Annotated in this window: 12 protein-coding genes; 10 read left to right on the top strand and 2 right to left on the bottom strand. The window is 60.6% G+C overall.

The genetic code is table 11. From position 1 onward, the window contains the following. Window positions 1–61: 61 nt before the first annotated feature. Both ade and AC13QE_RS28255 read left to right on the top strand, forming a co-directional pair. A complete protein-coding gene (gene ade / locus AC13QE_RS28250) occupies window positions 62–1,759 on the top strand; it encodes an adenine deaminase (protein ID WP_488486203.1) in 1,698 nt (565 codons plus the stop codon). A gap of 86 nt (window positions 1,760–1,845) precedes the next feature. Then, on the top strand, window positions 1,846–2,661 hold the full coding sequence (locus tag AC13QE_RS28255) for a DUF2066 domain-containing protein (protein ID WP_488486204.1): 816 nt from the start codon (window positions 1,846–1,848) through the stop codon (window positions 2,659–2,661). 18 nt (window positions 2,662–2,679) lie between these two features. Here AC13QE_RS28255 and bglA read toward each other — a convergent pair whose 3' ends face one another. Continuing rightward, on the bottom strand, window positions 2,680–4,326 hold the full coding sequence (gene bglA, locus AC13QE_RS28260; protein ID WP_488486205.1) for a beta-galactosidase BglA: 1,647 nt from the start codon (window positions 4,324–4,326) through the stop codon (window positions 2,680–2,682). Between the two features lie 291 nt (window positions 4,327–4,617). Here bglA and AC13QE_RS28265 point away from each other — a divergent pair, with 291 nt between their 5' ends. From AC13QE_RS28265 to AC13QE_RS28300, 8 genes are all read left to right on the top strand, one after another. Further along, entirely contained in the window at window positions 4,618–6,198 is a 1,581-nt protein-coding gene (locus AC13QE_RS28265; RefSeq protein WP_112399129.1) for a peptide ABC transporter substrate-binding protein, read from the top strand. A gap of 51 nt (window positions 6,199–6,249) precedes the next feature. Beyond that, complete coding sequence (locus tag AC13QE_RS28270; RefSeq protein ID WP_132717199.1) at window positions 6,250–7,173, top strand: ABC transporter permease subunit; 924 nt, start codon at window positions 6,250–6,252, stop codon at window positions 7,171–7,173. Continuing rightward, a complete protein-coding gene (locus AC13QE_RS28275) occupies window positions 7,170–8,087 on the top strand; it encodes an ABC transporter permease subunit (protein WP_132717200.1) in 918 nt (305 codons plus the stop codon). Before AC13QE_RS28270 ends, AC13QE_RS28275 begins: the two co-directional genes overlap by 4 nt. 1 nt (window position 8,088) lies before the next feature. Next, entirely contained in the window at window positions 8,089–9,084 is a 996-nt protein-coding gene (locus AC13QE_RS28280) for an ABC transporter ATP-binding protein (protein WP_488486206.1), read from the top strand. After that, window positions 9,077–10,063 (top strand): oligopeptide/dipeptide ABC transporter ATP-binding protein, encoded by a 987-nt coding sequence (locus AC13QE_RS28285; protein ID WP_132717201.1) that lies wholly within the window; start codon window positions 9,077–9,079, stop codon window positions 10,061–10,063. The genes AC13QE_RS28280 and AC13QE_RS28285 overlap by 8 nt, the downstream gene beginning before the upstream one ends. A gap of 204 nt (window positions 10,064–10,267) precedes the next feature. Next, window positions 10,268–11,185 (top strand): sugar kinase, encoded by a 918-nt coding sequence (locus tag AC13QE_RS28290; protein ID WP_488486207.1) that lies wholly within the window; start codon window positions 10,268–10,270, stop codon window positions 11,183–11,185. Window positions 11,186–11,306: 121 nt separating this feature from the next. Further along, complete coding sequence (locus AC13QE_RS28295) at window positions 11,307–12,407, top strand: glycosyltransferase family 4 protein (RefSeq protein WP_488486208.1); 1,101 nt, start codon at window positions 11,307–11,309, stop codon at window positions 12,405–12,407. A 268-nt stretch (window positions 12,408–12,675) separates the two neighbouring features. Then, window positions 12,676–13,116 carry a MarR family winged helix-turn-helix transcriptional regulator gene (locus AC13QE_RS28300; RefSeq protein WP_488486209.1) on the top strand — a complete coding sequence of 147 codons (441 nt, stop codon included), beginning with the start codon at window positions 12,676–12,678 and terminating at the stop codon, window positions 13,114–13,116. A 41-nt stretch (window positions 13,117–13,157) separates the two neighbouring features. Here AC13QE_RS28300 and der read toward each other — a convergent pair whose 3' ends face one another. Then, window positions 13,158–14,588 carry a ribosome biogenesis GTPase Der gene (gene der, locus AC13QE_RS28305; RefSeq protein ID WP_015340696.1) on the bottom strand — a complete coding sequence of 477 codons (1,431 nt, stop codon included), beginning with the start codon at window positions 14,586–14,588 and terminating at the stop codon, window positions 13,158–13,160. Between the last annotated feature and the right edge of the window lie 8 nt (window positions 14,589–14,596).

Genomic DNA, 14,596 nt, shown 5'->3' on the forward strand with positions numbered 1-14,596 from the left:
CGCCTCCTCTTGTATGAGCAAGAGAGCCGGCATGAGGGGCGATCCATATGCGGGGGACGAAATGACTACCAAACTCGAACGCTATATCGACCAAGGCGTCGGCCGGGAGCCCGCCGATATCGTGCTGAAAAACGGTCGCTTCTTCGATCTGGTGACGGGAGAGCTGGTTGCTTCGGACATCGCCATTTGCGGCGATCGCATCGTCGGCATCTGCGGCGATTACCAGGGGCGTGAAGACATCGATATTGCCGGCCGGATCGTCGTTCCGGGCTTCATCGATACCCATCTTCATATCGAATCCTCGCTGGTGACCCCGCTCGAATTCGACCGCTGCGTTCTGCCCTATGGCGTCACGACGGTCATCTGTGATCCGCATGAGATCGCTAATGTGCTCGGCACGGACGGCATCCGCTACTTTCTCGACTGTTCGCTGGAAACCATCATCGATATCCGCGTCCAGCTTTCCTCCTGCGTACCGGCGACGCATCTGGAAACTTCCGGCGCTGACCTGCCGATCGAGAAGCTCCTGCCCTTCCGCAATCATCCCAAGGTCATCGGCCTTGCAGAATTCATGAACTTTCCCGGCGTGATCCATAAGGATCCGGTCTGCATGGCGAAGCTCGAGGCCTTCCAGGGCGGCCATATCGATGGCCACGCGCCGCTTTTGCGCGGCAATGATCTCAACGGCTATCTCTCGGCGGGTATCCGTACCGAACACGAATCGACGACATCAGAGGAGGCGCTGGAAAAGATCCGCAAAGGCATGCATATCCTCGTGCGCGAGGGCTCCGTCTCCAAGGATCTGCACGCGCTGATGCCGATCATCACGGAACGGCTGTCCCCTCATCTGGCGCTCTGCACGGACGACCGAAATCCGCTCGACATCGCCGAACAGGGCCATCTCGATTACATGATCCGCACGGCGATCGCCCATGGCGTCGAGCCGCTGGCGATCTACCGCGCCTCCTCGATCTCCGCAGCCCGCGCCTTTGGCCTTCGGGATCGCGGTCTCGTGGCGCCCGGCTGGCGCGCCGATCTCGTGGTTGTCGATAGCCTGGAAAACTGCAAGGCCGAGATTGTCTTCTCCGCAGGCCGCCGCGTTACCGCCGAACTCTTTGCGACCCGCGGTTCGGTCGAGCCGGTCGGTCTCGACAGCGTCAAGGCCCGCCCGATCAATGCCGCCGATTTCGGTGTGCCGGTAGCAGAAGGCGAGAGCTCCGTCATTGGCGTGACGCCTGGCAAGATCATCACCCAACATCGCCGCTATCGCCTGCCGACCAAAGGCAACCAGACCGCTATCGACCTCGGCAACGATATCATCAAGGTCGCCGTCATCGAGCGGCACGGCAAGAACGGCAACCATGCCAACGGCTTCGTCCAGGGTTTTGGGCTGAAGAAGGGCGCGATCGCCTCGACCGTCGGCCATGACAGCCACAATATCTGCGTCGTCGGCGTCAACGAGGATGACATGGCGCTGGCCGCCAACCGCCTCAGTGACATCAATGGCGGCTTCGTCGTCGTCGAGGATGGCGTCGTGACTGGTGAAATCGCCTTGCCCGTCGCCGGCCTGATGAGCCTCGAGCCTTATGAAAGCGTGCGCGACACGCTGCATCATCTGCGCCAGGCGGCCTATGCCCTCGGCGCAACGCTGGAAGAACCCTTCCTCCAGCTCGCCTTCCTGCCCCTGCCCGTCATTCCGCATCTGAAGATATCGGACAAGGGCCTGGTCGATGTCGACAAGTTTATGCTGATCGGCTGACGGCGGCAATCGTCCGTCCTTGTTTCGATCCCCCCACCTGGATTATCCTGTGTGCTTTCCTGCTCGGACGCCGCAGGGAGGGAATGGTGCGAAATCTCGCTTATGCGACGAGTTGGCAGCTACTTGCACTGCTGTTGACCGCGTCTCTTCCTGCATCTCAGGCCCAAGCCTTCATGCCTGACGATGTCTACACGAGCGTCTGTGTCGTTACCGGCCAGGGACCGGAAAATCGAGCCAAGGGCTTTACCGATTGTCTGGATAAGGTTCTGCCCCGCGTTTCCGGCAATTCGCGATTGGCTGACGGCCCTCTCATGCGGACCGCTCGCGAGCATGCGGCCGACTACGTCGAGGAATTCACGTATCGCGACAAGCTCGCGGGCCGTCCTATCCATGATGAGCAAGGCACCCACGACCGACCCTTCGACCTCACATGCCGCTTTCGCAAGGAACGCATCGACGATCTGCTCGAGAGGCTAGGCACCCGCCCTTGGCTCGCCAAACGGCCGGTGCTCGAAATCCTGTTGACTGTCCGTCGTGGTGACTTGAGCTATCAGGTAACAGCCGAGAGCGGTCGCGATTTGGCCATGCGCGAAGCATTCACGGCAGCGTCCGATCTCACCGGCGTCGACGTCGTTTTCCCTGCTGAGGGAAAGTTCCAAGCCGGTTCGACAGCGGGCGCCATTCCCTTATCAGGCGATTTGGAGTGGAATGAGAGCGCCCTAGGCTGGGTCGCGACATGGACGCTAAGCGATCAGCAAAGCGGTATTGAACCGCATGACGTGGCATGGCAGGTGCGAGGCGTGAGTTTCGACGATGCGTTCCGCACGGCCCTTAGAGGTGCCGCGCAGATTCTATCGGTAAACGGCGAACCCGCCGGCGCCTTGGTCCCTGTCAAACAATAGGCCTTCGGCCAACTTCGATTATTCGACCCGACCGCAATAGACGTCCAGTGCGGCAAGCGCCACCGTCGCTCCGGCATCCGCTGTGCCAAACCCCGGCATGGCGATCGTCTTGCCGAGCTTGATATCCTTGGGAACTGCGACCTTCACCGGCTTGCGGGAGAGATTGAAGACGAACAGCAGCGTCTCATCGCCCTTGGAGCGCGTGAAGGCGAGAACGCCTTCCTCCGTGTCAAGGAAGGTCATGTCGCCATCGCGCAGGACCGCATGCTCGGCACGGAAGGCAAGCGTCTGCCGATAGTGATGCAGGACGGAATCCGCATCCGCTTCCTGCTTGTCCACCGCAAGGGACGCATGCTGGTAGGGAACCGGCAGCCATGACTTGTCGGCCGTCGTAAAGCCGGCATGAGCACGGCCCGCTTCCCAGGGCATCGGCGTGCGGCATCCGTCACGCCCCTTGAAGGCCGGCCAGAAGCGAATTCCGTAGGGATCGCGCAGATCCTCGAAGGCTAACTCCGCCTCAGGCAGACCGAGTTCTTCGCCCTGATAGAGGCAGATCGAACCGCGCAATGTGGAAAGCAGCGAAATCGCGAGCTTTGCAACGCGCGGCTGCTCCTCCTCCGTTTTGGCAAAGCGGCTGACATGCCGCTGGACATCGTGGTTGGAAAAGGCCCAGCAGACCCAGCCATCAACGACATTGTCCTGAAAATCGCTGACGCAACGGCGGAAATGCGCCGGCGTGAAATCAGGCCCCAAAAGGTCGAATGTGTAGCACATATGCAGCTTGTCGCCGCCGCTGGTATAGGCGGCCACGGTCTGCAGCGAGCGCGCACCATCCCCCACTTCGCCGACGGTCGCGCGATCCTCATATTGGTCGAGCAATGCCCGGAACCGCCGCAGGAAGCTGATATTCTCCGGTTGCGTCTTGTCGTAGAGATGGTTCTGCATCCCGTAAGGGTTGCTCTCAGGGGCATCGAGCCCGCCGGTTGCGACGAGCGCCGGCGGATTGTCGCGAAGCTTCTTGTCGCAGAAATAGTAGTTGACCGTATCCAGACGAAAACCGTCCACGCCGCGATCAAGCCAGAATTTGACGGCCGAGAGCACAGCATCCTGGACCTCAAGATTGTGGAAGTTCAGGTCCGGCTGCGAGGTGAGAAAATTGTGCTGGTAATATTGCCGGCGCACGCCGTCCCACTCCCAACCCGGCCCGCCGAAAATCGACAGCCAGTTGTTCGGCGCAGTGCCATCCGGCTTCGGATCGGCCCAGACATACCAGTCCGCCTTGGGATTGTCGTGGCTTGCGCGGCTTTCGACGAACCAGGGATGCCGGTCCGACGTGTGCGAGATAACCTGGTCGATAATGACCTTCAGCCCGAGGTCGTGTGCTGCCGTCATCATCTCGTCGAAATCGGCAAGCGTGCCGAAAATCGGATCGACATCACAATAATCGGCGACGTCATAGCCCATATCGGCCATCGGTGAGGTGAAGAACGGCGCCAGCCAGATCGCATCCACTCCCAGTGTGGCAATATGAGGCAGGCGCCGGGTTATCCCCTTGATATCGCCGAGCCCGTTGGCATCCGTGTCCTGAAACGACCGCGGATAGACTTGATAGATCACGGCCCCGCGCCACCAGTCGGCTCCCGCCGCTTTATTCGTCGATTTCATCAAACCGCCTCGATATCGCACAAGGCCTGCCAGTTTGCACACTCGGGCGCAGGCGGCAAGTCGCAATCGGCCACGCTGTCAAACCCAACCTCTGGGCGATAAATTCGCAGTATCAATTTTAGAGTTTTGTGAATATGAAAGTTCACACGCTAAGCATGCCCGACTTTTTTTAACTTGAAAGCGACGTCGCTTTCGATAACTTCGCGCATTGACCTGCACGTACAGGTCACCTGCGGATCAAAAACACCCTTGTAAAACAAGGACAAGAACTCCAGAAAGGTGGGAAAACATATGGCGCATATCACCAGAAAATTTATCGCTGCGGCTTTCGTCAGCACGATATTGAGCGTTTCCGCGCATGCCGCGACCCTCAATATCCACAACGGCGGCGACCCGACTTCGCTCGATCCGCAAAAAATTTCCGGCGATTGGGAAAACCGTATCGACGGCGATATCTTCGAAGGGCTGGTGACCGAAGATCCCAAGGACAACCCAATTCCCGGCCAGGCTGCAAGCTGGACCATTTCGCCCGACCAGAAGGTCTATACCTTCAAGCTTCGCGACGGCATTAAGTGGTCGGATGGCCAACCGGTGACGGCTCAGGACTTCGTCTTTGCCTTCCAGCGCCTGATGGATCCGAAGACCGCCGCGCAATACGCCTATCTGCAGTACACGATCCTGAACGCGGAAAAGATCAACAAGGGCGAGATCAAGGATCTGACCCAGCTCGGCGTCAAGGCGATCGACGACAAGACGCTCGAAATCACGCTTGAAAACCCGACACCCTACTTCCTCAACGCCCTGATGCACTACACGGCCTATCCGCTGCCGAAGCATGTCGTGGAAGCCAAGGGCGACCAGTGGGTCAAGATCGGCAACATCGTCACCAACGGCCCGTACAAGCCCACCGAATGGGTGCCCGGTTCGCACGTCAGCATGGTCAAGAGTGACCAGTATTACGACGCCAAGGACATCAAGATCGACAACGTCAACTATTACACGTTGGAAGATCAGGCCGCTGCCTTGAAGCGCTATCGCGCCGGCGAATTCGATATCCTGACCTCCTTCCCGGCCGACCAGTTCGACTGGATCCAGAAGAACCTGCCCGGCCAGGCGCATGTGGTGCCCTTCCTTGGCACCTACTACTACGTCCTGAACTCTACCAAGCCGCCCTTCAACGACAAGCGCGTGCGCCAGGCTCTCTCCATGGCCGTCAACCGCGAGGTCATCGGCCCGAAGATTCTCGGCACCGGCGAACTGCCATCCTATTCCTGGGTACCGCCGGGTACCGCCAATTACGGTGAGCCGGCCTATGTCAGCTGGAAGGACGAGCCCTACAAGCAAAAGGTCGAAGAAGCCAAGAAGCTCCTGAAGGAAGCCGGCTTCGGTCCCGATCATCCGCTGAAGGCTCAGCTGCGCTACAACACCAACGACAACCACAAGCGCATCGCCGTTGCGATCGCCGCCATGTGGAAGCCGCTCGGCGTCGATATCGAGCTCTACAACACCGAAACCAAGGTGCATTACGATGAAATGCAGCGCGGCGAGGTGCAGATTGGCCGTGCCGGCTGGCTCGCCGACTACAACGATCCGATCAACTTCCTGAACCTGCTGTCCACCGGCGTCGAAATGAACTACGGCCGCTGGAGCAACAAGGACTACGATGCTCTGATCAAGCAGGGCAATGAAGAGATCGATCTGAAGAAGCGCGCCGAGATCTACAAGAAGGCCGAGCAGCTGGCCCTCGACGACAGCGCCGCAATCCCGATCTACTACTACGTTTCCCAGAACATCGTCGCCCCGAAGGTCCAGGGCTTCGTCGACAACATCCAGGACATCCACCGTACGCGCTGGCTGTCGGTTAAAGAATAATTGGGAACAGGCTCCCTCCCGGACACAACCGGGAGGGAGCCGTCTAAGATCATGTTTGGCTACGCTCTCCGTCGTTTGCTGTCGACAATCCCCGTTCTGTGGATTGCCGTGACAGTGTGTTTTTTCATTCTGCGCCTCGCTCCCGGCGGCCCCTTCGATGGCGAAAGGCCATTGCCGCCGGAAGTCAAAGCCAACCTCGCGGCTCACTACAACCTCGACAAGCCCCTGGTTGAGCAATACCTGATCTATGTCGGCGATGTCATGAAGGGCGACCTTGGCCCCTCCTTCGCCAATCAGGACTTCACCGTCACCCAGCAGATCATGTCCGGCTTCCCCTATACGTTGACCATCGGCGGCTCCGCCTTCGTGCTCGCGACTGTCGTCGGCGTCTTCATAGGCTGTCTCGGGGCGCTCTATCAGAACCGCGCAGCCGATTACTGGCTGGGCGGCGGCCTCCTCATCGGCCTGGTCATGCCAAGCTTCCTCATCGCCCCCATCCTTCAGCTCATCTTCGGCAATACGCTCGGCTGGCTGCCGGTCGGCGGCTGGGGCGACGGCTCGATCAAGTTCCTGATCCTGCCCATCATCGTCCTGACCCTGCCGCACGCGGCTCGCATCTCTCGCCTGATGCGAGGCTCGATGATCGAAGTGATGAGCCAGAACTTCATTCGCACCGCCAAGGCCAAGGGTATCGGCCCGCGGCTGACGATCATGCGCCACGCGCTGAAGCCGGCCATGATGCCCGTCGTCTCCTATCTCGGACCCGCGGCAAGTTACCTCCTCACCGGCTCGCTGGTGGTGGAAAGCATCTTCGGGCTCCCCGGCGTCGGCCGCTATTTCGTCGGCGCAGCGCTCAACCGCGATTATGGCATGGTTCTCGGCACGGTCGTTTTCTACATGGTCCTGATCGTGGTCCTCAACCTGCTGGTCGACATCGCCTATGCCTGGCTCGACCCGAAAGTGAGAATGCGATGATCCTCAATTCCGCCAAGAGAGAATTGCTGGAAGCGGAATTGCTTTCGGCAGAGGGGCTCGCACCCAAGGGGCGTTCCCTCACCGGCGACGCGATGCGTCGTCTCCTGCGCAACAAGGCGGCGGCACTTTCGCTGGTCATACTGGCCGCGCTGGTTCTGGTCGCCATATTCGGCCCGTATTTCCTGCCCTTCAACTATGAGGATCCGGACTGGACGTCGTTCCGCGGCGCTCCGGACTTCGCCGCCGGCCACTATTTCGGCACCGACGGCAACGGCCGCGATCTGCTAGCGCGCACGCTCTACGGCACTCGCGTCTCACTGACGGTCGCCCTTGTCGCCACCCTCGTCTCGGTCATCATCGGCGTGCTCTACGGCGCCGTTGCCGGTTATTTCGGTGGTCGCGTCGATGCGATCATGATGCGCTTCGTCGATATCATGTACGCCCTGCCTTACGTCCTCTTCGTCATTCTGCTGATGGTGATCTTCGGCCGCAACGTCTATCTGCTGTTTGCGGCGATCGGCGCACTCGAATGGCTCACCATGGCCCGTATCGTGCGCGGCCAGACCCTGTCGATCAAGCAGCGCGAATTCATCGAGGCCGCCCGCGCGTCGGGGCAGCGATCGTTCAAGATCATCCTGAAACACATCGTGCCGAACCTCGTCGGCCCGGTCGTCATCTACGCCACGCTCACCATCCCGGAAATCATCGCGACGGAGAGCTTCCTCTCCTATCTCGGCTTCGGCGTTCAGGAGCCGCTGACTTCGCTCGGCACCCTAATTGCCGAAGGTTCCGCCGGTATGGAGACGACGCCCTGGCTGCTGTTCTTCCCGGCCGGTTTCCTGGTCGCGCTGCTGATGAGCCTGCTCTTCATCGGCGACGGTCTGCGCGACGCATTCGATCCGAAGGATCGCTGACATGACAGAAACACTTCTCGAACTCAAAGACTATTCGATCACCTTCCGCACGCCTGAAGGCGAAGTGGCCGCGGTCTCGAAGATGAACCTCAAGATCGGCCGCGGCGAACGTATCGCCGTCGTCGGCGAGTCTGGCTCCGGCAAGAGCCAGACCTTCCTCGGCCTGATGGGCTTGCTCGCCAAAAACGGCCGCACCAGCGGCCAGGCACTGCTCGACGGCAAGGATCTGCTGACCTTGAAGCCTCGCGAGCTCGACCATGTGCGCGGCAAGGATATGGCCATGGTCTTCCAGGACCCGATGACCGCGCTTAACCCGTCGCTGCGCATCTCGCGGCAGCTGACGGAGCAGCTGGAAGTCCATGGCGGGCTTTCGGCGCGTGCCGCCTCGGCAGCAGCGCTCGACATGCTGAAACGGGTCGGCATCCCTGATCCGACACGCCGCTTCAACCTCTATCCGCACGAACTTTCGGGCGGCATGCGCCAGCGCATCGTCATCGCCATGGCGCTGCTGACCAAGCCGAAGCTCCTCATCGCCGATGAGCCGACGACCGCACTCGACGTGACGATCCAGGCGCAGATCCTCGATCTCTTCAATGAGCTGACGGCGGAAATGCATACGGCGCTCATCATGATCACCCATGACCTCGGTGTCGTCGCCGGCCTCGCCGACCGCGTGGCCGTCATGTATGCCGGCCGCATCGTCGAGGAAGCGCCGGTGGAGGAGCTGTTCGAAAATCCGGCTCATCCCTATACGGCGGCGCTTCACTCCGCGATCCCGCGGCCGGATCAGGATGTCGACGATCTCACGGTCATCCCCGGACGGCCGCCGAACCTGATGCATCTGCCGCGCGGCTGCTCCTTCTCGCCGCGCTGCGCCCATGTGCAGGACGACTGTCTGGACGCGGCCCCACCGCTCGATCCGTTGGCGGCACGCCGTTGCGCGGCCTGCTTCCACCCCCTTTCGGTTGATCAGGAACGGAGCCTCGTCCATGGCTGAGCAAACGCTTCTGAAGGTCGAGCATCTGACGACCGAATTCGAACTACCGTCGAAATCCCTCTTCAAGCCGCCGATGATCCTGACTGCGGTCAACGATGTCAGCTTCGAGCTGAAGACCGGCCGCACGCTTGGCATCGTCGGCGAATCCGGTTGCGGCAAGTCCACGCTCGGCCGCTCCATCCTGCGGCTGATCAAGGCGCAGAAGGGCCGCATCCTCTGGCAAGGCGGCAACCTGCTCGATCTCACCGAAGAGGAAATGCGCGCTGCCCGCCGCGATATGCAGATCATCTTCCAGGATCCGATCGCCTCGCTCGATCCGCGCATGACCGTCGGCGACATCATCGCCGAGCCGCTGACCGTCTTCGAACCGAAGCTGAGCCGCGCGCAGCGGCAGGATCGCGTTCGAGAGATCATGGCGGCTGTCGGCCTCGTTCCGGAGATGATCAACCGCTACCCGCACGAATTCTCGGGCGGACAGGCGCAGCGTATCGGCATTGCCCGCGCCGTCATCACCCGGCCGAAGCTTATCATCTGCGACGAGCCGGTCTCGGCTCTTGACGTCTCGATCCAGGGACAGGTCATCACGCTTCTGCGCCGCCTGCGCAAGGAGTTCGGCCTCACCCTGATCTTCATCAGCCACGATCTCTCGGTCGTGCGCCTGATCTCGGACGACGTGCTGGTGCTCTATCTCGGCAAGGTGGTCGAAGCGGGCGAGGCTGCGACGGTCTTCGACCATCCGGCGCATCCCTATACGCAGGCGCTGTTCTCCGCCGCGCCGATCCCCGACCCGAAACTGGCGCGTGGCCGCGAGCGCATCCGCCTGCAGGGCGATCCGCCCTCGCCGCTCAATCCGCCACCGGGCTGCGTCTTTTCGCCCCGCTGCTGGAAGGCGACCGATGTCTGCCGCACGAAGATGCCGCCGACGGAACAGGTGCGCCCAGGCCAGACGGCTGCCTGCTATCACATGGATCGGCCGTAAATCAGCTCCAGCAAAAGTGGACGGCGGCTGCCGCACGAAGATGCCGCCGACGGAACAGGTGCGCCCAGGCCAGACGGCTGCCTGCTATCACATGGATCGGCCGTAAATCAGCTCCAGCAAAAGTGGACGGCGGCTGCCGCCGTCCACCTTGCCCCGGCCGCTGCTTGCGCGTATGCAGCAACAAGGCAAATGCAGGAGGCAGTCTTGGGCGGGCGTTTTCTATCGATCGGCGAATGCATGGTGGAACTGTCGCAGGCCGATGACGGACACCTGCGCAAAGGCTTTGCCGGCGACACCTTCAACACCGCCTGGTATGCCCGAGCCTGCCTGCCTGAGGACTGGGCGATTGATTATTTCACCGCGCTCGGCGACGATGCCATGTCCGACGAGATGATCGCCTTCATGGGCAGGGCCGGCATCGGCACGCAGAGCATCCGCCGCCTTCGCGGCAAGACGCCCGGCCTCTACATGATCAATCTGAAGGACGGCGAACGCTCCTTCAGCTATTGGCGAGACAGCTCTGCCGCCCGCCAGCTTGCGACCGACGGCGATGCGTTACGTGCCGCAATCGAGGCCTCCGACGTCCTTTATTTTTCGGGCATTACACTCGCGATCCTGTCGCGCGAAGATGCCTTCACCTTGCTCGCAGAGCTGCGCCGTGCCAAAGCCGCCGGCAAGCTGGTCGCCTTCGATCCCAATCTGCGCCCTCGCCTCTGGTCCAGCCTGGACGCGATGCATACGATGATCGCCGAGGGAGCGCGTGCAGCGACGCTCGTCATGCCGAGCTTCGATGATGAAGCCGCGCATTTCAGTGACGATTCGATTGCCGCCACGATCCGCCGCTATCGGCAGTACGGAGCAGCGATGGTCATCGTCAAGAATGGCCCTGATGGCGCGACCATTGGCGACGGCGTTCAGGAGACGCTCGTCCCGGCGGTCAAGGTCGTCAAGGTTATCGACACCACCAGCGCCGGCGACAGTTTTAATGGCGCATTTCTGGCACATTATCTGCAGCACAGAGATGCGGTTACCGCCGCCGGCTTCGCGGCCAAGGTCGCGGCAAAGGTCATTCAGGAATACGGCGCGCTCGTCCCGCACGAGAAGCTCAAAACCGTCAGGTAAGCTGTAATATTTCCATCATGGACACCCCCCACAATAGAGTGGGCGCGGGAATCATGTTTGAAACACCGCAATCGCTGGCACCGTCATCATGAGGATGTGGTGCGGATGGACTGTTTTGGGCATGTTGCAACGCTTGTCAGACATCGATCAAACCACCTGGGCGCAGGCGGCGACACCTGTCGCAATACCCGAGCGGCTGCTCATCGTCAGCGATGCCTGGCATCCGCAGGTTAACGGTGTGGTTCGCTCCATCGAGAACACCAATCGGGAACTGACACGCATGGGCGTCGAGGTGTCGATGATCACGCCGGACGGCTTTCGCAACATCCCCTGCCCGACCTATCCGGAAATCCGGCTCTCGATCGCTAGCTATCGCAAGATTGCCGCCAAAATAGAAGCGCTCCGGCCGACTTATATCCACATTGCTACCGAGGGGCCTCTGGGACTCACGGCAAGGCGCTGGTCTCTGAGAAACGGTATGCCGTTTTCCACGAGCTATCATACCCGCTTTCCCGAATATGTCGCTGCTCGCCTGCCGATACCGGAAAGCTGGCTCTACGCCTTCGTCAAATGGTTTCACAATGCGGGCCATGGCTGCATGGTGGCGACGCCAAGTCTGGCAAACGAACTCAGGCAGCGTGGCATCCGCAACCTGCTGCCCTGGAGCCGTGGCATCGACTCCTCACTATTTCGACCGCAGCCCCAGGACGACGCGCCCTTCGACCTGCCTCGTCCGATTTTCATGACTGTAGGTCGCGTGGCGCTGGAAAAGAACTTGCCCGCTTTCCTCGACCTCGACCTGCCGGGATCGAAAGTTGTGGTCGGCGATGGCCCCGCGCGGGCGGAATTGCAGACACTCTATCCGGACGTCCATTTTCTGGGAGCGAAATTCGGCGAGGAACTGGCGCATGCCTATTCGCAGGCGGACGTGTTCGTCTTCCCGTCCAAGACCGACACTTTCGGCAACGCCATTCTGGAAGCATTGGCGAGCGGCGTTCCGGTCGCCGCCTACCCGGTTACCGGCCCTGCGGACATTCTTGGAGGAAACAGGGCGGCCGGCGTCGTGGATGCGGACCTGGCCACCGCCTGCCTCGCCGCGCTCTCATGCTCACGCGAGGCAGCGCGCTCCTTGGCACTCAATTACTCCTGGGAAGCGGCAACAACGCAATTTATCGGCAATGTCCGCATCGCCAATCATCGGGGCAGAGCTCATCCCCGCTGAACTCAGAGTCCACTTCTTTCATCATTGAATACTTGTTGACCTGACGCGCCAGAAACCAATGGCATTTCGTCCTTGGTTTCAAGGTCAGCACCTGAGATCCCGCCATAGCACCCCGCGTCAAAGCTCCTGGCCGAGATGCGAGTGCCGGAAAATATCTGCCGGTGACTAGTATCCTCAGAAAAGGAACAAACCCGTAGCCCAGGCATAAATTTGGGTGTACAATTATTTATCGCACGACCTACATAAGACCTCTCCGGGAGTTCTTGAGATGACTGACGACCTGTTAAAGCTGGATAACTTCATCTGCTTCGCGCTGTATTCGGCGAACCATGCGATGAACCGGCTCTATAAACCCATGCTGGACGCGCTCAATCTCACCTATCCGCAGTATCTCGTCATGGTGACGCTATGGGAAGAAGACGGACAGACCGTCGGCGGTATCGGTGAAAAGCTATTCCTGGAATCAAGCACGCTGACGCCGCTGTTGAAGCGTCTGGAGGCAGCCGGCTTCATCAAGCGCATCCGCAGCAAGGAAGATGAGCGCCAAGTAATGATCCAGCTGACCAGCGAAGGCAAGGCGCTGAAGAAGAAGGCGGCCACAGTTCCCCCATGCATTCTCGAAGCCACCGAGCAAACACCCGACGAACTGACACGCTTGAAGAGTGAAATCATCACTTTGCGCCAGGCGCTCAGCAGGAACGCAGCCTGACCGGATGCGCCCTCCCCGACCATCCGGTCGGGCAAGGTGCTTCAGGTTCGCTTCTTCTTGTTTTCGTAAGGATTTTCCGACGTGCGGAAATGGATGCGGATCGGTACGCCGGGCATTGCGAAATCTGCGCGCAGACCGTTGATCAGATAACGCACATATGACTCCGGCAGAGCATCCGAGCGAGTGCACGAGATCATGAAGGCCGGAGGCCGCGCCTTCACCTGCGTCATATATTTCAGCTTGATGCGGCGACCGGAAACGGCCGGTGGCGGATGCTGAACCTGCTGCGTCTCGAGCCAACGGTTGAGCCGAGCGGTCGAAACACGCTTGTTCCAGACCTTGTCGGTATCGACGATTGCCTGCATGAGGCGGTCAAGCCCCTCGCCCGTCTGACCGGCAATCGGAATGGCGCGAATGCCGCGTGCCTGCGGCAACAGCCGGTCGGTCTTTTCGCGCAGATCGGCAAGCACGGCCTGGCGATCCTCGATCATGTCCCATTTGTTAAAGGCGAGCACGGCGGCACGTCCTTCGCGGATCACGAGATCGACGATCTGCAAATCCTGCTTCTCGAAGGGAATGGTCGCGTCGAAGACGATGACGACGGTTTCGGCGAAGCGGATCGCGCGCAGCGTGTCGGCGACGGAAAGCTTCTCCAGCTTCTCGATGACCTTCGCCTTGCGGCGCATGCCGGCGGTATCGAACATCTTGACGGTACGACCGCGCCAACTCCAGTCGACGGAGATGGAATCGCGGGTAATCCCGGCTTCCGGCCCGGTCAGTAGCCTGTCTTCGCCAAGAAAGCGGTTGATGAGCGTCGACTTGCCGGCATTCGGGCGGCCGACGATCGCAACACGCAGCGGGCGCGTGTCGTCATAGGCCGGTTCTTCGTCGATCTCCTCGCCATCTTCGCCGACTTCTGAGCGCGGAATACTGACATTCGTCTCAGCCTCGTCTTCGTCCTCCGGGAAGGCGCGTTCGGGCCCGATGGCCTCGACGATAGCGTCGCGCAGATCCATCATGCCCTGGCCATGTTCGGCCGAGATCGGGCAAGGTTCGCCGAGGCCTAGCGTATAGGCATCGTAGAAGCCGCTGTCGGAGCCGCGCGCTTCGGATTTATTGGCGACGAGCACGACAGGCCGGCCGCGCTTACGCAGCATTTCGGCCAAGGTCTTGTCGACATGCGTCAGGCCCATCTTGGCATCGACGACGAAGAGCGTCAGATCGGCTTCATCGATCGCCGCTTCCGTCTGGGCGCGCATGCGGCCCTCCAGCGTCTCTTCGCCAGCTTCTTCGAGGCCGGCGGTATCGACAATGCGAAAGCGGAGATCGATCAGCTTGGCTTCACCCGGGCGGCGGTCACGCGTCACACCCGGCGTATCGTCGACGAGCGCCAGTTTCTTGCCAACCAGACGGTTGAACAGCGTGGACTTGCCGACATTCGGGCGACCGACGATCGCGACCGTAAAACTCATTGGGCGAT

Source organism: Martinezella sp. CNPSo 3957 (genome assembly GCF_057784395.1).

Bases quoted from the DNA above. Each gene is read 5' to 3' on its own strand.
- der (WP_015340696.1), bottom strand. From the start codon at position 14,588: ATGAGTTTTACGGTCGCGATCGTCGGTCGCCCGAATGTCGGCAAGTCC.
- ade (WP_488486203.1), top strand. From the start codon at position 62: ATGACTACCAAACTCGAACGCTATATCGACCAAGGCGTCGGCCGGGAG.
- AC13QE_RS28280 (WP_488486206.1), top strand. From the start codon at position 8,089: ATGACAGAAACACTTCTCGAACTCAAAGACTATTCGATCACCTTCCGC.
- AC13QE_RS28265 (WP_112399129.1), top strand. From the start codon at position 4,618: ATGGCGCATATCACCAGAAAATTTATCGCTGCGGCTTTCGTCAGCACG.
- AC13QE_RS28295 (WP_488486208.1), top strand. From the start codon at position 11,307: ATGTTGCAACGCTTGTCAGACATCGATCAAACCACCTGGGCGCAGGCG.
- bglA (WP_488486205.1), bottom strand. From the start codon at position 4,326: ATGAAATCGACGAATAAAGCGGCGGGAGCCGACTGGTGGCGCGGGGCC.
- AC13QE_RS28300 (WP_488486209.1), top strand. From the start codon at position 12,676: ATGACTGACGACCTGTTAAAGCTGGATAACTTCATCTGCTTCGCGCTG.
- AC13QE_RS28270 (WP_132717199.1), top strand. From the start codon at position 6,250: ATGTTTGGCTACGCTCTCCGTCGTTTGCTGTCGACAATCCCCGTTCTG.
- AC13QE_RS28285 (WP_132717201.1), top strand. From the start codon at position 9,077: ATGGCTGAGCAAACGCTTCTGAAGGTCGAGCATCTGACGACCGAATTC.
- AC13QE_RS28275 (WP_132717200.1), top strand. From the start codon at position 7,170: ATGATCCTCAATTCCGCCAAGAGAGAATTGCTGGAAGCGGAATTGCTT.